Here is a 19,967-nt window from a genome sequence, read left to right on the forward strand (position 1 = left end):
GGCGTGGGCAAGTTCGATCTTTCCGCGATCCTCGGCAATCCCGACTACATGGCGATGCTGCTGCACGGCATCGAGATGACCTTCGTGGTGGCGATCGGCTCATGGCTGCTGGCGATGAGCCTCGCCATGCTGCTTCTCGGGCTGCGATATGCGCCGGGACGGATCGGCAATGCTTTCGTTGCCGCCTATGTCTCCTATCACCGCAACGTGCCGACGCTGGTGCAGCTGATGCTCTGGTATTTCGGCATCTTCACGCTGATGCCGGATTGGCTCACCCAATGGCTGAACGACCACAATGCCGAGGCGATTTTCGCGATCATCGGGCTTGGCCTGTGCCAGGCAGCCTATTTCAGCGAAGACCTTCGCTCCGGCCTACGCTCGGTAAGCCCGGGGCAAATGGAGGCGGCGCGCGCGCTCGGCCATGGCTATATTTCCGCCATGCGTTTCGTGATGATCCCGCAAGGGGTCCGCAATGCGCTGCCGGCACTGATCAACCATAGCGTCTCCCTGTTCAAGAACAGCAGCCTTGCCGTCGCCATCGGCGTTGCGGAACTGACCTATGCCGTCAAGGAAGTCGAAAACCTAAGCTTCCTGACCTTCGAAACCTATCTGCTGGCGACGGTCCTCTATCTGACCTTCTCGTTGCTGATCATGGCCGCCGGAGCCTTCGTCACCTGGCGCGCCGATCCGTTGAGGAGTGTGCGGGCATGATCGGCGACATCATCAAGATCATCCATGATTACTGGCTGCTGCTGCTCGTCGGCCAATATCCGAACGGCCCGCTCGGCGGTCTTGCGGCGACGCTGATCCTCTCGGTTCTGGCGATCCTCTTCGCCTTTCCAGTCAGCATCCTTCTCGCCCTTGCCCGGCTCTCGAAATCGCCGTTTCTGCGCTGGCCGGTGACGGCGCTCGTCTACTTCACGCGCGGCGTGCCGCTCTTGATGCTGGTGCTCTGGGGCTATTTCCTGGTGCCGCTGCTGACGGGTGCCGACGTGCCGAGCTTCATCACCATGCTTGTGACCTTGGTCGTCTATCAGGGCGCGTTCCTGAGCGAAGTGGTGCGCGGCGGCATCGTCGCCCTCGGCCACGGCCAGATGGAGGCGGCGCGCGCACTCGGCCACAGCTATCTCGGGGCGATGCGCTATGTGATCCTGCCGCAGGCGCTCTATAACGTCATTCCGAGCATCCTGTCGGTACTGGTCTCGACCATCAAGGACACGACGCTCGGCTATGTGATCAACGTGCCGGATCTCACCTTCGCGGCCAATCAGATCAATAACCAGCTTCTGACCCAGCCGTTCCAGGTCTTCTTCATTCTGGCGGCCGTCTACTACGTGATCTGCTGGAGCCTCACCCGCGTGGCGACGCTCCTGGAACGCCGGATCGCCCGCAAGCGCGCCGGCACCGCCGCCCAGCCTCGCACCAAAGCCCTTCCACTCGAAGCCGTGACGGATCAGCCGCTATGAATGCCTCCGTATCCTCCCAGACCCCGCCGATGATCAAGCTCAGCGATGTGCGCAAATCCTACGGCCATTTCGAAGTCCTCAAGGGGATCGACGCCGAGGTGGCCCGCGGCGAGGTGGTCGTCATCTGCGGCCCGTCCGGTTCCGGAAAATCGACGCTCATCCGCACGGTGAACCGGCTTGAGGAAATCGCCAGCGGCTCGATCACCTGCGAGGGCAACGACATCCACGGGACGATGCCGGCAAAGGAATTGAACCGCCTGCGCAGCCGCATCGGCTTCGTATTCCAGAGCTTCAACCTGTTTCCGCATCTGTCGGTCCTCGACAACATCGCCATGTCGCCGATCCGGGTGAAGGGTGTGGCGCGCGCCGTCGCCAACGACAAGGCGATGCGGCTTCTCGACAGGGTGGGTCTCGCCGACAAGGCCGGTTCCTATCCCGGCCAGCTTTCCGGCGGCCAGCAGCAGCGCGTCGCGATCGCGCGGGCGCTGGCGATGGAGCCGCCGGTGATGCTGTTCGACGAGCCGACGAGCGCGCTCGATCCGGAAATGGTCGGCGAGGTGCTCGCCGTCATGAAGAGCCTTGCCGCCGACGGCATGACGATGATGTGCGTTACCCACGAGATGGGATTCGCCCGCGATGTCGCCGACCGCGTCTGGTTCATCGATGACGGGCAGATCATCGAAACCGCCACGCCCGAAGCATTCTTCTCCAACCCGCAGCATGCCCGCGCCAAGCGCTTCCTCGCCGACCTGCGGCATTGATTTTGTCGTCCAACCCACAGGAGACTTTGCAATGAACATGAAGTCATGGACCCTCAGCCTCGCGCTCGCAGTGACAGCGATGGCCGGGTCGGCGCATGCGGATCAGTTGGCCGACATCATGGCGGCCAAGGTGATCCGCTGTGGAACCTTTGCCGATGTGCCGCCCTTTGCCTCTCCGGACCCGAAGACGCGTGAAATGGTCGGTTTCGACGTCGATCTTTGCGGCGCGATCGCCCGCGAGCTCGGCGTCAAGCCCGAGATCAAGCCGGTTTCGGTGGAGGCGCGCGTTCCCGAGGTCAAGCTCGGCCATGTCGATATCGCCGTCGCCAACCTCGCCTATACGCTGAGCCGCGCCGAACAGATCCAGTTCAGCAATCCTTATTATCTGGCCAAGGAAATGCTGATCGTGAAGGCCGACGATCCCGGCCAGAAGAAGGCGGATTTCGCCGGCGTTCGCCTGGCTTCCACCAAGGGGTCGACCTCAGAACTTTCGATCCGTCTCAACAAGTCGCAGCCCCTGACCTTCCAGGATACCGGCTCGGCCTATCTCGCCGTCCAGCAGGGCAAGGCGCGCGGCATGGTCGCCAACACCATGACGACGACCAAGATCGTCAATGAATCGAAGACCAAGGGCGCTGAGATGCGGATGATTTCCGAGCCGATGCTCTATCAGCCGATCGGCATCGGCATGAAGAAGGACGAGCCGGCGCTGACGGCGAAGATCAACGAGATCCTCGTGTCTCTCGACACCTCCGGCGAGATCAACCGGATCTGGGACAAGTGGCTCGGCCCGAACACCGAATACAAGATGACCCGCACCGACAAGGTCGTTCCGATCACCGAACTGAAGTTCGATCCGATCCCCTGATCGCTTGTTTTCACAATAGATCGATGCGGCGGCGTTCGGGTGCCCCGCATCTCACACACGACCTGCCGGCGTCTCATCGGGAGCGACTGCCGCCGGCGAGGCAAGGTGAGGCGGGCATCCGAAGGGATGCCGGTCTCGCCGACATCAGATCCAGCACTATTTCGGTCCGGGAGGACGCATATGATCAAGTTGAAGCAGCACATCGATCGCCCCAGCAGGGAAGAGATCGAGGCCATCCGGAAATTCTCGCCGGCCACGATCCACGAGGCCCAGGGCCGTCGCGGCGCCTTGTCGTCCCGGCTGAAGCCGATCGACTACAGGATGAAGCTTTGCGGGCCGGCCTTCACCGTCAAATGCGCGCCGCGTGACAACATCATGCTGCAGGTGGCGATCAACTACGCCCAGCCCGGCGACATCATCGTGGTCTCCGCCGGCGAATATGAGGAGGCGGGCTCCTTCGGCGACGTGCTCGCCAATGCCTGCCTTGCCAAGGGGATCGGCGGCCTGGTGACCGATACCGGCGTGCGCGACACGCTGCAGCTTCGCGAGCTGGGCTTTCCGGTCTTCTCGCTGAGCGTCTGCATCAAGGGCACGGTGAAGGAAACGCTCGGCGCCACCAACGAGCCGATCATCGTCGGCGGCGAGACGATCAACCCCGGCGACGTCATCGTCGGCGACGCCGACGGCCTCGTCGTCGTCCGCAAGTCCGAGGTCGGCGCGGTCGCGAAACTGTCGCAGGCCCGCGAAGACGCCGAGGAAGGCTATATCGCCGCCTATAAGGCCGGCCGCTCCGTGGTCGAGGTCAGCAATCTCGAGGCCGTGCTGAAGGCCAAGGGGCTTGTCGTCGAGGACTGATCGGCGGGTCGGGCGTGATACACGCCATCCTCCGATGACCGACAGATGAAAGCAAACCAAATGGACGGCTGACGGTCCTGGCGGATACGCCCGCTCTGCCTCGCGAAGGGCGGCGTCTTCCCAGCCCTGCGGTCGCGCAGACGGCGTGATGCTTCTTCAGCGCGTGGAAAGCGGCGGCGGCGGCGGTGGCGTGGTCGAGCCGGCGGCGAGCGAGCGCTGGACCATCACGCTGTCTGCCCAGCGGCCATAACGATAGGCAACGCCCGGCAGCAGGCCGACGCGAACGAAGCCGAAGCGTTCGTGCAGGGCAAGCGAGGCGACGTTGTCGGCATCGATATAGCCGATCATCTGCCGGAAGCCGGCGGCAGCGCACGCGTCGATCAAGCCGCGCATCAGCAGGCTGCCGATGCCCTGGCCGACATGATCGTGGTGGACATAGATCGAGTGCTTGACGGTGTAGCGATAGGCCGGGCGTTTGCGGAACAACACCACATAGGCATAACCCACCACCTTTTCACCGTCGATCGCCACGACATGCGGGAAGCGGCGGTCCTTCAGATTCTTGCGCCGTTCCCGCAGATCGTCCGGCTGCGGCGTGTCGCTGTCGTCCACTCCGGCCTCGATGCCGCGGCGGATATGGCGGCGATAGATCGCCAGCATGGCATCGACGTCGGTCTCCCGCGACGGGCGAATGACGATTGTTTTCTGCTGCATCATGATCGGATCCGAATTTCCAAGCCTATTCCGCGACGACATAGGTATAGAGGCGGATGCGCCCGGATGCATCGATCTCGCGATAGAGACCCTGAATCTCCACCTCGAAGCCGGGGAAGGTGTTGAAGCAGGTTTCAAACATCTTGAGATAGTCGATCATCGGCTTGGCCTTTTCCGTCAGGCGCTCGCCCGGCACGATGGTGGCGATACCCGGAGGGTAGACCACGAACGGTGTCGTCGCGATGCGGCCGGCAATGGCGTCGATTGGCAGATAGTCCACATCGTTGCGCACCAGGCAGCGCGCGGCATCATGGGGCGACATTGCGATCGGGGGCAGATGGTCGGCGGAAAACTGCATCGTCTGGAGCGCGCTGACGCCGGCCTGGCGGAAGAAATTGTGCATGTCCCGGCACAGATCGCGCAGCCGCACGCCCGCATAGCGGCCCGGACGGCGGCGGTAGAATTCCGGGATTGCCTCCTCCAGCAGCGCATTGTCGTCATGCAGCTTTTTGAAAGCGACGAGGCCGCTGATCAAGGTGCCGGCCTTGCTGGCCTCCACGCCGGGCGTGAGAAGGAACAGCAGCGAATTGAGGTCGTTCTTTTCGGCGACGATGCGGTTTTCGCGCAGATATTGCGCAACTATGGGTGCCGGTATGCCATGCTCGGTATAGTGCCCGCTTTTCCGGTCGAAGCCGGGGGTAAGCAGCGTAAGCTTGTTCGGATCGGTCATGGCAAAACCCGGCTCCATGCCGGAAAAGCCGTGCCATGCCGCGTCGGGCGTCAGGTGCCAGAAGGCGGGATTGGTGGCGAGCTGGTCGGTGGCGATGCTCTCCCACGGCACGTCATGCACGGCGCCGGGGCTCGACACATCCGGGATCGCCACCCGGTCTGGTACGAAAGGCTCGAAGAACCAGCGGCGCTCGGGGCGATGCTCCTTTTCCTCGAACTCGCGGCGCACGGCGCGGATCTTCTTGCGCAGCTCGATGCCGAGGCGGATCGTGTCGTCCCATAGCACTTCGCCCGAGCGGCCCTTCATCATCTGCGCGCCGACGTCGAGCGAGGCGAACAGCGGATAGAAGGGCGAGGTCGAGGCGTGCTGCATGAAGCTTTCGTTGAAGCGCCGGTGTTCGACGCGACGTTTCTGGCCGGTGATATGCCGGTCCTTCATGTGGATCTGCGAGGCCTGCGAGAAGCTTGCGAGCTGCTTGTGGGTGGATTGCGTGGCGATGATGCCCGGCGCGTCCGGGCCGAGCTCGGAAAGGCCCATGGCGAAGCGCCCGGCATAGAGCGGATGAAATTTCATGAAGCCGGCCCAGGCCTCGTCGAAGAGGATGTAGTCGCAGAGATGCCCGATCCGCTTGAGGATCATCTCGGCATTGTGGATGGTGCCGTCATAGGTGCACTGCTCCACCACCGCGACGCGGAACGGGCGCGGCTTCTTGTGGGCTTCCGGGTCCTTCACCAGCGGATGGGTGCGGATGCGCTCCCGGAGCGCCTCCTCGTCCATCGCGGCGAAATCCATCGGGCCGATCAGCCCATAAAGGTTGCGGGCGGTCGGCAGATAGACCGGAATGCCGCCGGAGATCATCAGTGCACCGTGATGGGCGGCCTTGTGGTTGTTGCGGTCGAACAGCACGAGATCGCCGTCGGTGACGAGGGCGGAAAGCGCGACCTTGTTGGAGGTGGAGGTACCGTTCAGGACGAAATAGGTCTTCTCGGCGCCGAAGATCTTGGCCGCTTCCTTTTGCGCCGCCAGCGCCGGTCCCTCGTGGGTCAGAAGGTCGCCGAGATCAAGCACGGAATTGTCGAGATCGTCGCGGAACACCGCTTCGCCCAGATGCTCCATGAAAACCCGGCCGATGGGGCTGCGGCTGTAGAAGATGCCGCCATTGTGGCCTGGGCAGGTCCAGAGGTGGTTGCCCTCCTCGGCATAATCGACCAGCGCGCCGAAAAACGGCGTCTTCAGCGTCTCGGCATATTGCTTGAGCCGGCTGATCAGGCTCTTGGCGATGAAGGCGGGCGTCTCCTCGGACAGGAAGACATAGCCGTCGATGAAATCGAGCACCTCGACCGGCACGTCCTCGAAGCGCTTGCGGCGGATGAGCAGGATGATCGGGAATTCGAGGCCGCGCCGGCGCATCAGGTTGATGAGGGAGGCCGTCTTGCCCTCGAGGCCCTTCTTGCCCCAGTCGACCAGCATGCAGCCGATAGCGGCGTCGGTCTGTACGGCGATCTCCGCATCTTCGAGATTGCGCGCGCGCACCACCTCGAAGCCGGAACGTTCGATCTCCTCGACGATCTGATTGTAGCGGGCGCCTTCCAGGTCCTCGCTGTCGAAGGCTGGCGTTGCGAACAGAAAATTGAAACGTCTGAAATAATCCATCTGGATACCCGCTCTTGATTTGGCACGAGGTGTCGACGCATTTCATGACATGGATGTGACAGAGTATCGTGTGTCCGAAACACCGCACGGATAATAGCATTTTGCCGTTGGTTTAGCCGGCGCGGAAACCCCTTGCGCGGCGTCGGCTACGTTTTCATCGTGCCCACCCATGGCGGCGAGGATGTTCCCGTATCGAGGGCTGAGGTGGAAGTTGCGATTTCAGTCACGGAAGAAATCGCACTGGCGACGCCTCTCGATGTAGCGGCGCCTGTCGCCGATGCAACAGGGGGCATGTCGAATATAATATTCTAAATATTACCACTTGCTAATTTAATGGGCTTTATATACACTCTTCAATTGTAAACCTGAATGAAAATTCTCTTTTTTCGCGGTGCCCGATAAGGGCCATCCGTGTGGAGGAAGCGCGTCTCAACGCGCGAGCAGAGATGTCGTTAACAGGCTGTTGGGGGGTATGATATGTCTTTTCCATTGCAGGGACGCTGGACGTACAGAAGCTATCGCAATGATCCCGGACTCATTGGGGACAATGCCCAGAAGGCGCTGGAGAATATCTTCGGCGAGGGCGTCTTCACGCTTACCGTTTCAGTCGGCAAGGTGACCGGCACGCTCGACATGGGCTCGGGCTATGTTCTCGATCTCACGGGCAGCGTGGTGCCGGTCGAGGGCGGAGATGTTCGCATCGCCGTCATGATGGTCGGTACGGGACGGTCGGGAACACCAACCGCGGGTTGGGAATATGACTATCACGGCACCGACGCTTTTACCTGGCCGAACGGTGTCAATCAGGTCCCGGCCTTCGTCGGCTCGGTCATCCGCGCGAAGCCGCACAATGGCTCTCCGGCCGGTTATGTCGCTTCGTTCATCGCGGTCAGGCAGGCCTGACCGCGTAGCCATTCATTTCAGCGTTGACGTCACCGGTTCGTTCACGCCGACCTCCGTGCGGAGAGGCCGGGCGAGCACGACGAAGGGGGTGTCACGGCGGCTTGGCACCGCAAATTCCGGGAAATCGACCGATATAGGGGGAGACACGCAATGTCGGTGAACAGGGTGGCGATCGGGACTATCTGGCGCAACAGTTTTGCAATTTCGGCGGTGCTTGCGGCCTGCATCCTGCCGATGCCGGCTTTCGGCCAGCAGGCGGAGCCGCTCTTTTCCAACCCTCCGGTTCTGGAGGAAACGCAGCCCGGCGCGGCGCCGATGAGCCGGTTACCGACAAGCCGCTTCAAAAAATCGCAGGCGGCCGTGACGACCTCCGGCCGCAGACAGCTCGACCTGACCGTGAAATTCATCGAAAACGGCATCTACAATCCAGCGACGGGCCGCGTCGACAAGGTCAGGCTGCGTGGCTATACGGGCGCCGGCGTCAATCCGAACGCGCCCTATGTCGCCCCGGTTATCGAGGCCGCGCCCGGCGAGAGGATCACGGTGGCGCTCCATAACGAGCTTCCCGATGACGGCAGCTGCGCCGGGCATGGCGACGCCAATCAGCCGCATTGCTTCAACGGTACGAATCTCCATTCGCATGGTCTTTGGGTGAGCCCGACCGGCAACAGCGACAATGTCCTGATCTCGATCAACCCCGGCAAGAGCTTCACCTATTTCTACGATTTGCCGGACGAGCACCCCGCCGGCACATTCTGGTATCACTCGCACCGGCACGGCTCGACCGCGCTTCAGGTGTCCAGCGGCATGGCTGGCGCCCTCATCGTCCGCGGCAATCGCCCGCCGACGCCGAGCGCCAATGGCGATCTCGACACGCTCTTGAAGAATGCCGACGGCAAGCCGATGCCGGAACAGCTGCTGGTCTTCCAGCAGATCCAATATGCCTGCTTCGATACGAGGGGCCAGATCAAGACGCGCGTCGTGGACGGCAAGGTCGTCGCCTGGATCTGCGATCCGGGGGATGTGGGCGAGATCCGCGATTATAAGCAGTTCGGACCGACATCGTGGAAAGAATCCGGTCGCTACACGACCATCAACGGGCTGGTCCAGCCGCGCTTCGAATCGAAAGTCGGCCAGGTCGAACGCTGGCGGATGATCCATGGCGGCGTGCGTGACACGATCACCGTCGCCTTTCGTCCGCGTCGTCCGGGCGCCCCGGCATACAGGGCGACCACGGCCGAGGCGGCGGCCGACTATGTCAGGCAGAATTGCGCCGGGGAGCCGGTTCCCTATCATATCGTGGCGGCGGATGGGCTGACGACCGCGGTTGCCCGTTCGACCCCCACCGCGACGCTGCAGCCGGGATACCGGTTCGACGCGCTCGTCCTCTTTCCGGCGGCTGGTGACTATTGCGTCGTCAACGAGCCGGTTCCTGGCACCGCAAGCGTGACACGCGCCGATCAGGACCGCCAATTGCTCGCCACCGTGTCGGTCACGGACGGAACGCCGGTCAGCAATATCGATACGGCCCTGACCGACACGCTCGTTGCGGCCGCACAACGGACAATGCCCACCGATGTTCGGGCTGCCGTCATCGCTGATCTCAGAGACGGCCTCAAGCTGACGCGGTTCGTGCCGCACCCCGATGTCACCGACGACGAAATCACCGGGACGCAGGAGCTGGTCTTCTTCATTGATCTCAGCGGCAATGTCGCGAAATTCGAGGTTGGCAACAAATCCTTCGATCCGAAGAACTTCGATCCGGAAACGTTCAAGCCGCGCTCGTATGATCCCAATTATGTCGATCGTGCCCTGCCGCTCGGTGGCGTCGAGGAATGGACCTTGCAATCCGCCTTCGTCGGTCATCCGTTCCACATCCACGTCAATCCTTTCCAGATCGTGGAAATCCTCGATCCGAACGGCGTCGATGTCAGCGCGCCGGGCGCCGTCGACAAGGGCGGCGGTGTTATCGATCCGCAATATCCCGGGCTTAAGGGCGTCTGGAAGGATACGCTCTGGGTGAAGAGCCTGATCAGCAATCCCGCCGACTTCCCGGCCAAGCTCGCCACATCGACCTACAAGATCAAGATTCGCACCCGATATGAGCGCTTCATCGGCGAATATGTCCTACATTGCCACATCCTCGATCATGAAGATCAAGGGATGATGCAGAACGTCTGCATCGACCTGCCGAACGGCGGTGGCGGAGCGAATTGCGCCCGGCTGCTGCGTCCGGCCAATGGCCAGCAACCGGCCTCCATGCAGCACTGATCCCAGCCAAGAGCAGTCTTTGAACCCAAGGGAGAGTAAGATGAGCATCACACGCAGATCTGTCATGATCCAGGGCGGCGTCATCGGGGCGGGCCTGCTCGCCAGCGGATTGCCGGGCATGAAGGCATTCGCGCAGATACCGCCCATCCCCTGGCGGCGCTCCCTTCAGGGATTGGCCTGGAACGATCCGATCGTGGCGACCTATCGCGATGCCGTGCGCATCCTCAAGGCATTGCCCACGAGCGAGAAGTTCAACTGGGTCAATCTCTCGGAGATCCACGGCAGCGATGCCGGCGTCAAATATTGCCCGCATGGCAACTGGTATTTCCTGCCGTGGCACAGGGCCTATACGGCGATGTACGAGCGCATCGTCCGGCAGGTGACCAAGAACAACGATTTCGCCATGCCGTTCTGGGACTGGACCGCCAATCCATATCTGCCCGACGTGTTCACGATGCCGAAAACACCGGATGGCAAGGACAACCCACTCTATGTCTCGTCCCGCACCTGGCCGATCAAGCAGCCGATGCCGGATAACATCGTCGGGCCGGGTGTTCTCAACACCATATTGACGGCGACGCCGTATGAAGTATTCGGCACCACCCGTCCGGCCGGGCAGAACTCGCTCGATCCGTCCTGGGTCATCACCAGCACAGGCACGCAGGGGACCCTGGAATCCACCCCGCACAATCAGGTGCACAACAACATCGGCGGCTTCATGCCGACATGGTCGTCGCCTCGCGACCCGATCTTCTTCATGCATCACGGCAATATCGACCGCATCTGGGCGACCTGGAACCTCCGCCACGTCAACAGCGGGGATCGGCTCTGGACCGACATGCAGTTCACCGACAATTTCTACAATGTCGACGGCAACTTCTGGTCGCCGAAGGTCTCCGAACTCTATGTTCCGGAGGAACTCGGATACACCTATGGTTTCCGAAACTATTTCAAGGTTGCGGCGGCGAGCGCCAAGACGCTGGCCCTGAACGACAAGCTCACTTCCGTGATCGCGGCGACGGCGACCGATGCCGCAATCGCCGGCGTGACGACCGCCTCGGCGGACAACAGCAAGGCGGCAACGGCAAGCGCGCCGCTTTCGCTGCCGATCAAGATCCCGGCGGGCGCCTTGCAGGATATCGTCAGCCAGCCGCCACTGCCGTCCGGCATGGACACGATGGACTTCGGTGCGGCCCAGGAACAGGCAGCTTCCGCTCCCCGCGTTCTGGCCTTCCTGCGCGATGTCGAAATTACCAGCGCCAGCACGACGAGCGTTCGTGTCTTTCTCGGCAAGAATGAGCTCAAGGCCGATACGCCGGTCACCGATCCCCATTATGTCGGCTCCTTCGCCGTCCTCGGACATAAGGACGATCATCATGGCGGTCATCACCCCGCGCCGTCCTTCGTCCTCGACCTCACGGACGCCATCCAGCGGGTCTATGGCGCAAGGGGACAGACCGATGGCGAGGCCATCGACCTGCAGCTGGTTCCGGTCGGCGCAGGGGCGGGCAAACCCGGCACGGTAAAGCCCGCGAAACTAGAAATAGCCATAGTGTCCGCTTAAAATTTGGACCGGGCTGAGTTGTGGAGACACCGATGCGCTATCATCCTTGGGTGCTTATCGCTATGTGTGCGGCGGCATTCTCGGTGCTGCGTATCGTCAGCCCGGTCCAGGCCAACGAGGGCGACATGCAGGCGACGATCGGCAAGCCGGCAACGATAGCCATCTCCGGCGCGTCGGCGCATGCGCCGGTCGCTGGCGGCGCGCGGGTCGTCGTCACCATCAATGCCTATCAGCCATCGATGGCCGGGCCCGTCGCAACCGTCGTTTCAGTGCGTTGTGGCGCGGAGCTGCGGGAAATCGGCCGTTTTGGAATTTTTCCGAACCAAGCGTTTTCAGTGTCGGCTGGGGCCAAGCCCCAGCGGTTCGGCTTTCTGCTGCCCGATGAGCCCGCCTGTCGCCAGCCGCAGACAATCGAAATCAGCCTCGACCCTCAAACGGGCGACGGGACTGGTGCCAGCATCACGATCGGTAGCGCGAGCATCGAATAGCAGGCCTGTTACGGCGGTGTGGATCGCCAACCTGATCCCATCGTCAGACTTCGCAGCAATGCCACGGCTGTCAAAGGTCGGCGCTTCGGCTCAGGCGAATACCGCGATGCAGACGGACAGCCAGATCAGGCCTATTCCCAGCGCCAAGGCTCGCCTTGCACCGACAACTTTTTCTGCTTCCTCTTCGGCGACGGGCGTCGTCACGATCCAGGGCACGGAACCGAGCGCTGCAAATCCGATGAGGGCCAGGCCGACCACGAAATAATCGGAAAGGCGCCAGCCTCCCTGTTCATACACGCCCCAATAGCCGAGGAAGGCCATTCCCACCGCAAACATGGTCGCGGATGCGGAGCAAAGCCCGGTGACGGAGCCCGCCGGTGCGCGCATCTTGCTCTTTTCCGGTATTGATCCATCCATGACGCCATATCCACGCTGGCAAGCCGCCTCTGCGCATATATGTCAGGAATTGAGCCCGGCGTGAAGCAATGGCTATCGATGATCCGTTCACCAATCTCTTCCGCATCCCCGGCTGCTGGCCGATCAGGCCTGGAGAATGTGCCTGCGCGTCAGCTCCATCAGCTGACCGACGTCGCGTCTGTCTATCGCATCGACCATCTGCTGATGTTCCCGCCCGGATTGCTCGATGCGGGCGCGCGTTCGCCATTGCGACACCGGCGCGGAGGATGTTCGCTGTCGAATTTCCGTGATCAGTTCCACGAGTTCCTGGTTGCCGGCAAGCGCAAGCAGATGGCGGTGAAAGGCGAGATTGGCTTCGTAAAGTTCGAGCATGGTGCCGTTCAGCACCAAATCGTCGAAGCGTAAGGCAAGAACCCGCAAATTCGCGATATCGGCCGCGCTCGCATTCGCAACGATACGGTCGCAGACGGCGACCTCGAGGATGACGCGAATGTCGCTGACCTCCTGAGCGCGGCGGCCGTCCTGCTCATGGACGTGATAACCCCGGTTGGGGATGTGCTCCACCAGTCGCTTCTGCACCAGCCGGTCGAGCGCCCTGCGGACCTCTGGCCGCGTACAGTTATAGCGCCGTTCGAGATCGATCTGCTTCAGCCAGGTTCCGGGCGGGAGACGACCGGCAAGGATATCCTGGAGGATGAGTTCGGTCACGTCGGGCGTTTGCGGCTCTTGTGCTTGCGCTGTCGCTTCGGCTTCCAGCGAATTCATGCAGGTCTCTCCAGCCTCCCGATTTCGGCGATGAGTATCATAGCTCTCCCTTGGCCAACAACGAGGCCGATGATCGCTGCCGAAAAAATATTCATGCCCATCTCTTGCGCAGTCATTATAATTGGATCATAAATTGGCGCCAATTTGATTACCATTACATGAGGCGGCTTGTAAATCCATGCAAAATTCCGATGGCGTTTGGGAAATTGTCGAGAGAAAGCGCGCGGCGTTCTTCGCGTTGAGCGACCGGATCTGGGATATCCCCGAGACGAATTACCTGGAATATCGATCGGCCGAAGAGCACGTCCGCCTGCTGGAAAGCGAAGGTTTTCGTGTCGAGCGCGGCATTGCCGGTTTGCCGACGGCAGTCATGGGAGAGGCGGGCGAGGGCGGCCCGGTCATCGCGATCCTCGGCGAGTTCGACGCGCTGCCGGGATTGAGCCAGGAGGCCGGGATCGCCGAGGAGCGACCTCTGGTCGACGGCGGCAATGGTCATGGCTGCGGTCACAATATGCTCGGTGCCGGATCGATGCTCGCTGCCGCCGCCGTCAAGGATTTCCTTGCCGAAAACGGCTTGCAGGGGCGGGTACGCTACTATGGTTGCCCCGCCGAGGAAGGCGGCTCTTCGAAGGGCTTCATGGTTCGGGCCGGCGTTTTCGACGATGTCGATATCGCGATCTCCTGGCATCCGGCCGCCTTTGCCGGCGTCAACAATCCGATCTCGCTTGCCTGCAACGAAATCAACTTCCATTTCTCCGGCCGCGCCTCGCATGCCTCCGCCACGCCTCATCTCGGCCGCAGCGCTCTCGATGCGGTGGAGCTGATGAATGTCGGCGTCAATTACATGCGCGAGCACATGCCTTCGTCCGCGCGCATCCACTATGCCATCACGGATGCGGGTGGCGCGGCGCCCAACGTCGTGCAGGCGCGCGCCACCGTGCGCTATCTCGTCAGGGCCAGAAGCTTGCCGGAGCTCCTCTCCCTGGTTGCCCGCGTCAAGAAGGTCGCCGAAGGCGCAGCCCTGATGACCGAGACGACTGTTCGCAGCGAGATCATCAGCGGCGACGCCAATCTCGTCGGCAACACGCCGCTCGAGGAATGCATGTTCTCGCATCTGCAGCGGCTTGGCCCCCCACAATTTGATGATGCGGACCGGGAAACGGCCCGCAAGTTCCAGCAGACCTTCAATACCGAGGATATCGCAGCCTCCTATGGCCGTTTCGCCCTGAAGCCGAGGAAGGACCAGCCGCTTTGCGAGGAGATTTTCCCGCTGAACGCCGGCGACGGTACGCTGGTCGGCTCCACCGATGTCGGAACCGTCAGCTGGGTTGTGCCGACCGTGCAGATGCGCGGTGCCACCTATGCCATCGGCACGCCCGGGCATTCCTGGCAGCTGGTCGCCCAAGGCAAGCTGCCGGTTGCGCATAAGGGAACCGAACATGCCGCCAAGGTGATGGCGAGCACGGCCGCCGATCTCATCCGCAATCCCAGGCTGATCGAGGCCGCCAAGGCCGATCACAAGGCACGCCTTGAAGGAACGCCTTTCGTCAATCCGATCCCGGATGACGTCGAGCCGCCGTTGCCGGAGAAGGCCCATGCCTGATCCGGCCTTGCAGCCCGATCGCGACCACCTGATGGCACATATCCGCGAATTCGCCCGCCGGGTGAAATTGTCCGGAACGCCGGAGGAGCTTGCGAGCTTTCACTATCTGCAAGCGCAGATGGACAGCTATGGATATCGCACGCAGCTGCTGTCGCATGATGCCTTCATCAGCCTGCCCGGTGCGGCAAAGGTCGAGATCGAAGGCGAAAGCCTTCGTTGCATTACCCATTCGATGTCGGTTTCGACTGCGGCGGCGGGTATCAGCGGTGACCTTGCCTATGTCGGCGAGGGGACGGAAGCCGATTTCGCAGGCAAGGACCTAGCCGGCAAGATCGTTCTGGTCGATGGAATTGCGACCGAGGAAGTGGCAGCACTTGCAAGTGCGGCCGGCGCACTCGGCGAGCTTCATGTCAGCCCGAACGAGCATCTCTACGAAATGTGCGTGTCGCCGGTCTGGGGCAGCCCGTCGCAGCATACGCGCTCTCAACTCCCGAAGACGGTCATCTGCACCATTGCCAGGGACGATGGCGTGCGCCTGCGCGAAAGGCTTGCGCGGGGCGAAACGGTGCGGGCAACGCTGGCGGCACAGGTCGATACCGGATGGCGCAAGACGCCGCTTCTGGTCGCCGAGCTTCAGCCGACCGGCGATGCCGAGGCTCCCTTCGTGCTGTTTTCGGGTCATCACGACACCTGGCATTTCGGCGTCATGGACAATGGCGGCGCCAACGCGACCATGCTGGAGGCGGCACGCCTGCTTGCCCTTCACGCAAGCGATTGGCAACGCGGCCTGCACGTCTGCTTCTGGTCGGGCCATTCGCACGGTCGCTATTCCGGCTCGGCCTGGTATGCCGACGAATATTTCGACGAGCTGGACCGCCGCTGCGCTGTTCACGTCAATGTCGATTCCACCGGTGGCGAGGGCGCGACCGTTCTTACCAATTCCGGCGTCATCGATGAGCTGAAGCCACTGGCCGCCGATGTGGTCGAGCGGCTGACCGGGCAAAAGCATGCCGGCAGGCGTCATGGCCGAGCGGCGGATCAATCCTTCTGGGGTGTCGGCATCCCCTCCATGTTCGGCAGCCTCAGCCATCAGCCGCCTGGTCCCGTCAAGATGCTGACGGCGCTCGGCTGGTGGTGGCACACGCCGCATGACACGGCCGAGCATATCGATCCCGACAATCTGAGCCGGGATACGCGGATCGTGCTGGAGGTTCTCTGGCGGTTGCTGACGGCGCCGGTCCTGCCATTGGATTACACCGTTTACGCGGATGCTCTCGGCAGGCAGGTGGCGCAGCTGCAAACGGAACTTGCCGGCCGCATCGACATCGCGGGTCTTGCGAACGCAATCGACGAGCTGCGTAGCAACGCCAAGGCCATATTGGAGGCGGGTGATGTGGCGCCTGAAAGGACGGCTCGCATCAATGGCGCGCTGATGCGCGCGGGACGTCATCTCGTGCCGCTGAACTACACGAGCGGCGAACGCTTCCATCATGATTCCGCCCTTTCGCATCCGGCCTGGCCGTCTCTGGAAGGCTTGCGTGCGCTGGCTTCGCTACCTCTGGGATCACAAGAGACGGCTTTCTACGCCGTCCATGCCCGCCAGGTGAGAAATCGCGTCGCCCATGCGCTGAGGGAGGCCAATACGGCATTGCGCGCGGCGCTGGAGGACTGACGCCGCCATCGTCCGGATCAAACAAACGGTCACCGCGTGGCCGAAAAAAAGGGAACTGAAAATGAAGAATAGAAATCTGTTTGCCGCCGTTTTCGGCGCCATTGCCTTTCTGGCGCCGCTTGCAGCCGGCGCGAAAGACTGGACACATGTCAAAGTCGGTATCGAGGGCGCCTTTCCGCCCTGGAACCTCATGGATTCCAGCGGCAAGCTCGCCGGCTTCGACGTCGACCTCATCAACGACCTCTGCAAGCGCGCCAAGGTCGATTGCGAACTGATTGCCGGCGAATGGAATGCGATGATCCCGAGCCTCAATGCCGGCAAGTTCGATCTGGTGATGACGCTCGGCATCAACGAGAAGCGCAAGCAGGTGGTCGATTTCACCGTGCCCTATGCGAGCGGCGTTGCTAGCTTCCTGCTTCTGAAGGACGGTCCGGTCCCGGCCCTGCCGCTGACCGGCGAACGGCTGAACCTGAACGACAAGGCCAAGGCCGATCCGGTCATGGCCGACATCGGCAAGGCGCTCAAGGGCAAGACCGTCGGCGTCGTCCAGTCGACCAGCCAGGAGCAGTTGATCAACGCCTATTTCGGCTCCGACGTCACCGTGCGCGCCTACAAGAATTCCGGCGAGCGTGATCTTGATCTGAAAGCCGGGCGCATCGATGCCGGCTTCGATAGCGGCGTTTACGAAACCTCCGTACTCGGCAAGCCCGGCAACGAGGATCTGATGATGTCCGGCCCGCTGGTGAAGGGTGCGATGCTGGCAACCGAAGTCGCGCTCGGCATGCGCAAGGGCGAGACCGACCTCAAGGCCAAGTTCGACGACGCCATCAAGCAGGCCGCCAAGGATGGCACGATCAAGCAGCTCTCGGAAAAGTGGAGCAAGATCGATCTGACGCCGACCTTCGACGCCAATTGAGTGCCTTTCGCCCACGTCACCCTTAGCCGAGGCCGAACCATGTCACTCGCCACCAAAACCCGCTCTCCCAGGGGCACATCATGAACCAGCCGGGTTTGTTTGAGCTTGCCGGCTTCGGCCCGGACGGCTGGGGGCATGCCCTTCTGGCCGGAGCGTGGATGACCATTCTTGTCGCCATCGCCGGCTATGCCGTCGGCGCCTGCATCGGAACGCTCGGGGCGTGGGCCAAGATCGCCGGCAACGGCTTTGCCCGCGCCACCGCCGATGCCTATACGACGGTGCTGCGCGGCATCCCCGATCTGCTGGTCATCTATCTCTTCTATTTCGGCGGCAGTGCCGTGGTCACGGCGGTCGGCAAGCTTTTCGGCGCCGAAGGTTTTCTCGGCTTCCCGGGCTTTCTCGCCGGCTCGCTGGCCGTCGGCGTCACCTCCGGTGCCCAGTTCACGGAAGTGCTGCGCGGCGGCTTCAGGGCGGTCCATCCCGGCGAGATCGAGGCTGCTATTGCCTGCGGCATGCCGCGCTGGCTGCGGTTGCGGCGTATCATTGCGCCGCTGACCCTGCGTCATGCGCTTCCCGGTCTCGGCAATGTCTGGCAGGTCGTCCTGAAGGAGTCGGCGCTGGTCTCGATCACCGGCGTTGCCGAACTCCTGCGGCAGGCGCAGGTCGGAGCGGGATCGACCGGACTTCCCTTCGATTTCTATCTGATCGCCGGCGCGATCTACCTGGTGATCTCGACCTTTTCGAGCCTCATCATCCGGCAGGCCGAGCGGCATCTGTCGCGCGGCGTGAGGAGGCGTTGATGGATTGGCAGTTTCTTCAAGAAACGTTTCTGAGCCTGATCGCGGCAATCCCGCTGACGATCGAGCTGGCCGTGACGTCGATCTGCCTCGGTGCCATTCTGGCGCTGCTATTGGCGCTTGCCCGCCTTTCCGGCATCGCCGTGCTGGATTGGTTCGCACGGCTCTATGTCTTCGTCTTCCGCGGCACGCCGCTGTTGGTGCAGATATTCCTCATCTATTACGGCCTCGGCCAGTTCCCGGCCGTAAGGCACAGCATCTTCTGGCCGTTCCTGCGCGATCCCTATTGGTGCGCGGTGCTGGCATTGACCTTGAATACGGCGGCCTATGCCAGCGAGATCATTCGCGGCGGCCTGCTCTCGGTCCCGCATGGTCAGATCGAGGCCGCGCGCGCCTGCGGCATGCACCGCTTCCTGATGTTTCGCCGCATCGTCTTGCCGCTGGCGATCCGCCAGGCCTTGCCCGGCTACGGCAACGAAATGATATCGATGGTCAAGGCGACCTCGCTTGCCTCGATCATCACGCTGATGGAGGTGACGGGTGTCGCCGCCAAGATCATCTCGGAGACCTATCGGGCAATCGAGGTCTTCGTGGTCTCCGGGGCCATCTATCTCGCCATCAATTTCGTGCTGACGCGTCTCATTCAATTCGCCGAATACCGGCTGAGCCCGCATCTGCGCGCCCCTCTTCCCGTCACCCGAGAGAATGCCGCGACGGCGGCTCCCGCAGGAGAACCACAATGACGGCCACGTCCATCGCACTCAGCGTGCGCGACATGCACAAGAGCTTCGGGCCTGTCGAGGTCCTCAAGGGCATCTCCCTCAATGCGATGGAAGGCGACGTCGTCTCCATTCTCGGCTCGTCCGGCTCGGGAAAGTCGACGTTCCTGCGCTGCATCAATCTGCTGGAAACGCCGGATTCCGGAGAGGTGACCGTCGCCGGCGAAACCATCCGCATGCAGCGCAATGCCCGAGGCACTCATCGCCCGGCGGATGGAAAGCAGGTCGACCGTATCCGTGCCCAGCTCGGCATGGTGTTCCAGAGTTTCAATCTCTGGTCCCACAAGACGATCCTCGAGAACCTGATCGAGGCGCCGATCCATGTTCAGCGCCGCCCGCGCGCCGAATGCATCGAGGAGGCCGAGGCCCTGCTCGCCAAGGTCGGCATTGCCGACAAGCGCAATTTCTATCCCGCCCACCTTTCCGGCGGCCAGCAGCAGCGCGCCGCCATTGCCCGGGCGCTCGCCATGCACCCGAAGGTGATGCTGTTCGACGAGCCGACGTCCGCGCTCGATCCGGAACTTGTCGGCGAAGTGCTGCGCGTCATGCGCTCGCTTGCCGAGGAGGGACGCACCATGCTGGTCGTCACGCATGAGATGGGGTTCGCGCGCGACGTCTCCAGCCGCGTCATTTTCCTGCACAAGGGCGTCGTCGAGGAAGACGGCAAGCCGCAGGATGTCTTTTCGAACTCGCGGTCGGAGCGCTTCCGTCAGTTCATCAGCCAATAACGCATCACGCTCAATCA

General features: G+C 62.2%; 19 protein-coding genes. 15 read left to right on the forward strand and 4 right to left on the reverse strand.

Features of this window, described 5'->3' with window-relative positions:
* Positions 1-3: 3 nt before the first annotated feature.
* The 5 genes from FHX11_RS28030 to FHX11_RS28050 all read left to right on the forward strand — a co-directional run bounded on the left by FHX11_RS28030 (position 4) and on the right by FHX11_RS28050 (position 3,950).
* Positions 4-711 carry an amino acid ABC transporter permease gene (locus FHX11_RS28030; RefSeq protein ID WP_184364118.1) on the forward strand — a complete coding sequence of 236 codons (708 nt, stop codon included), beginning with the start codon at positions 4-6 and terminating at the stop codon, positions 709-711.
* Entirely contained in the window at positions 708-1,466 is a 759-nt protein-coding gene (locus tag FHX11_RS28035; RefSeq protein ID WP_184364120.1) for an amino acid ABC transporter permease, read from the forward strand. Before FHX11_RS28030 ends, FHX11_RS28035 begins: the two co-directional genes overlap by 4 nt.
* The gene (locus tag FHX11_RS28040; protein WP_281411654.1) at positions 1,463-2,227 is read left to right on the forward strand and encodes an amino acid ABC transporter ATP-binding protein; all 765 of its coding nucleotides are present in this window, start codon (positions 1,463-1,465) and stop codon (positions 2,225-2,227) included. Before FHX11_RS28035 ends, FHX11_RS28040 begins: the two co-directional genes overlap by 4 nt.
* Positions 2,228-2,258: 31 nt before the next feature.
* Entirely contained in the window at positions 2,259-3,095 is an 837-nt protein-coding gene (locus FHX11_RS28045) for an ABC transporter substrate-binding protein (protein ID WP_184364122.1), read from the forward strand.
* Positions 3,096-3,275: 180 nt separating this feature from the next.
* Positions 3,276-3,950: a 4-carboxy-4-hydroxy-2-oxoadipate aldolase/oxaloacetate decarboxylase gene (locus FHX11_RS28050; protein ID WP_184364124.1), complete on the forward strand. Its 675-nt coding sequence runs from the start codon at positions 3,276-3,278 to the stop codon at positions 3,948-3,950.
* A 156-nt stretch (positions 3,951-4,106) separates the two neighbouring features.
* Here FHX11_RS28050 and FHX11_RS28055 read toward each other — a convergent pair whose 3' ends face one another.
* A complete protein-coding gene (locus FHX11_RS28055) occupies positions 4,107-4,667 on the reverse strand; it encodes a GNAT family N-acetyltransferase (protein WP_184364126.1) in 561 nt (186 codons plus the stop codon).
* Between the two features lie 22 nt (positions 4,668-4,689).
* A complete protein-coding gene (locus FHX11_RS28060) occupies positions 4,690-7,047 on the reverse strand; it encodes an Orn/Lys/Arg decarboxylase N-terminal domain-containing protein (protein ID WP_184364128.1) in 2,358 nt (785 codons plus the stop codon).
* Positions 7,048-7,524: 477 nt separating this feature from the next.
* On the opposite strand from FHX11_RS28060, the gene FHX11_RS28065 reads away from it, so the two are divergent.
* From FHX11_RS28065 to FHX11_RS28080, 4 genes are all read left to right on the forward strand, one after another.
* A complete protein-coding gene (locus FHX11_RS28065; RefSeq protein ID WP_184364130.1) occupies positions 7,525-7,950 on the forward strand; it encodes a hypothetical protein in 426 nt (141 codons plus the stop codon).
* A 150-nt stretch (positions 7,951-8,100) separates the two neighbouring features.
* A complete protein-coding gene (locus FHX11_RS28070) occupies positions 8,101-10,221 on the forward strand; it encodes a multicopper oxidase domain-containing protein (protein WP_184364133.1) in 2,121 nt (706 codons plus the stop codon).
* A gap of 40 nt (positions 10,222-10,261) precedes the next feature.
* Positions 10,262-11,785: a tyrosinase family protein gene (locus tag FHX11_RS28075; protein ID WP_184364135.1), complete on the forward strand. Its 1,524-nt coding sequence runs from the start codon at positions 10,262-10,264 to the stop codon at positions 11,783-11,785.
* Positions 11,786-11,817: 32 nt separating this feature from the next.
* On the forward strand, positions 11,818-12,273 hold the full coding sequence (locus tag FHX11_RS28080; RefSeq protein ID WP_184364137.1) for a hypothetical protein: 456 nt from the start codon (positions 11,818-11,820) through the stop codon (positions 12,271-12,273).
* Between the two features lie 90 nt (positions 12,274-12,363).
* Here FHX11_RS28080 and FHX11_RS28085 read toward each other — a convergent pair whose 3' ends face one another.
* Together FHX11_RS28085 and FHX11_RS28090 are read right to left on the reverse strand one after the other, a co-directional pair.
* Entirely contained in the window at positions 12,364-12,660 is a 297-nt protein-coding gene (locus FHX11_RS28085) for a hypothetical protein (protein WP_184364257.1), read from the reverse strand.
* A gap of 153 nt (positions 12,661-12,813) precedes the next feature.
* A complete protein-coding gene (locus FHX11_RS28090) occupies positions 12,814-13,455 on the reverse strand; it encodes a GntR family transcriptional regulator (RefSeq protein ID WP_184364139.1) in 642 nt (213 codons plus the stop codon).
* A 178-nt stretch (positions 13,456-13,633) separates the two neighbouring features.
* Here FHX11_RS28090 and FHX11_RS28095 point away from each other — a divergent pair, with 178 nt between their 5' ends.
* The 6 genes from FHX11_RS28095 (at position 13,634) to FHX11_RS28120 (ending at position 19,950) form a co-directional block, all read left to right on the forward strand.
* Positions 13,634-15,058, forward strand: coding sequence for a M20 family metallopeptidase (locus tag FHX11_RS28095; protein WP_184364141.1), 1,425 nt, complete (start codon positions 13,634-13,636; stop codon positions 15,056-15,058).
* Positions 15,051-16,730 (forward strand): M28 family peptidase, encoded by a 1,680-nt coding sequence (locus tag FHX11_RS28100; RefSeq protein WP_184364143.1) that lies wholly within the window; start codon positions 15,051-15,053, stop codon positions 16,728-16,730. The genes FHX11_RS28095 and FHX11_RS28100 overlap by 8 nt, the downstream gene beginning before the upstream one ends.
* Before the next feature lie 61 nt (positions 16,731-16,791).
* Entirely contained in the window at positions 16,792-17,646 is an 855-nt protein-coding gene (locus FHX11_RS28105) for a transporter substrate-binding domain-containing protein (protein WP_184364144.1), read from the forward strand.
* Between the two features lie 80 nt (positions 17,647-17,726).
* Positions 17,727-18,446: an ABC transporter permease subunit gene (locus tag FHX11_RS28110; protein ID WP_184364147.1), complete on the forward strand. Its 720-nt coding sequence runs from the start codon at positions 17,727-17,729 to the stop codon at positions 18,444-18,446.
* Positions 18,446-19,186 carry an ABC transporter permease gene (locus FHX11_RS28115; RefSeq protein WP_184364149.1) on the forward strand — a complete coding sequence of 247 codons (741 nt, stop codon included), beginning with the start codon at positions 18,446-18,448 and terminating at the stop codon, positions 19,184-19,186. The genes FHX11_RS28110 and FHX11_RS28115 overlap by 1 nt, the downstream gene beginning before the upstream one ends.
* Positions 19,183-19,950 carry an ATP-binding cassette domain-containing protein gene (locus FHX11_RS28120; RefSeq protein ID WP_184364151.1) on the forward strand — a complete coding sequence of 256 codons (768 nt, stop codon included), beginning with the start codon at positions 19,183-19,185 and terminating at the stop codon, positions 19,948-19,950. Before FHX11_RS28115 ends, FHX11_RS28120 begins: the two co-directional genes overlap by 4 nt.
* Positions 19,951-19,967 lie beyond the last annotated feature (17 nt).

The sequence above is a fragment of the Rhizobium sp. BK602 genome (assembly GCF_014195095.1).
Classification (GTDB): domain Bacteria; phylum Pseudomonadota; class Alphaproteobacteria; order Rhizobiales; family Rhizobiaceae; genus Rhizobium.

Bases quoted from the DNA above. Each gene is read 5' to 3' on its own strand.
- FHX11_RS28035 (WP_184364120.1), top strand. From the start codon at position 708: ATGATCGGCGACATCATCAAGATCATCCATGATTACTGGCTGCTGCTG.
- FHX11_RS28040 (WP_281411654.1), top strand. From the start codon at position 1,463: ATGAATGCCTCCGTATCCTCCCAGACCCCGCCGATGATCAAGCTCAGC.
- FHX11_RS28045 (WP_184364122.1), top strand. From the start codon at position 2,259: ATGAACATGAAGTCATGGACCCTCAGCCTCGCGCTCGCAGTGACAGCG.
- FHX11_RS28050 (WP_184364124.1), top strand. From the start codon at position 3,276: ATGATCAAGTTGAAGCAGCACATCGATCGCCCCAGCAGGGAAGAGATC.
- FHX11_RS28055 (WP_184364126.1), bottom strand. From the start codon at position 4,667: ATGATGCAGCAGAAAACAATCGTCATTCGCCCGTCGCGGGAGACCGAC.
- FHX11_RS28060 (WP_184364128.1), bottom strand. From the start codon at position 7,047: ATGGATTATTTCAGACGTTTCAATTTTCTGTTCGCAACGCCAGCCTTC.
- FHX11_RS28065 (WP_184364130.1), top strand. From the start codon at position 7,525: ATGTCTTTTCCATTGCAGGGACGCTGGACGTACAGAAGCTATCGCAAT.
- FHX11_RS28070 (WP_184364133.1), top strand. From the start codon at position 8,101: ATGTCGGTGAACAGGGTGGCGATCGGGACTATCTGGCGCAACAGTTTT.
- FHX11_RS28075 (WP_184364135.1), top strand. From the start codon at position 10,262: ATGAGCATCACACGCAGATCTGTCATGATCCAGGGCGGCGTCATCGGG.
- FHX11_RS28080 (WP_184364137.1), top strand. From the start codon at position 11,818: ATGCGCTATCATCCTTGGGTGCTTATCGCTATGTGTGCGGCGGCATTC.
- FHX11_RS28085 (WP_184364257.1), bottom strand. From the start codon at position 12,660: ATGCGCGCACCGGCGGGCTCCGTCACCGGGCTTTGCTCCGCATCCGCG.
- FHX11_RS28090 (WP_184364139.1), bottom strand. From the start codon at position 13,455: ATGAATTCGCTGGAAGCCGAAGCGACAGCGCAAGCACAAGAGCCGCAA.
- FHX11_RS28095 (WP_184364141.1), top strand. From the start codon at position 13,634: ATGCAAAATTCCGATGGCGTTTGGGAAATTGTCGAGAGAAAGCGCGCG.
- FHX11_RS28100 (WP_184364143.1), top strand. From the start codon at position 15,051: ATGCCTGATCCGGCCTTGCAGCCCGATCGCGACCACCTGATGGCACAT.
- FHX11_RS28105 (WP_184364144.1), top strand. From the start codon at position 16,792: ATGAAGAATAGAAATCTGTTTGCCGCCGTTTTCGGCGCCATTGCCTTT.
- FHX11_RS28110 (WP_184364147.1), top strand. From the start codon at position 17,727: ATGAACCAGCCGGGTTTGTTTGAGCTTGCCGGCTTCGGCCCGGACGGC.
- FHX11_RS28115 (WP_184364149.1), top strand. From the start codon at position 18,446: ATGGATTGGCAGTTTCTTCAAGAAACGTTTCTGAGCCTGATCGCGGCA.
- FHX11_RS28120 (WP_184364151.1), top strand. From the start codon at position 19,183: ATGACGGCCACGTCCATCGCACTCAGCGTGCGCGACATGCACAAGAGC.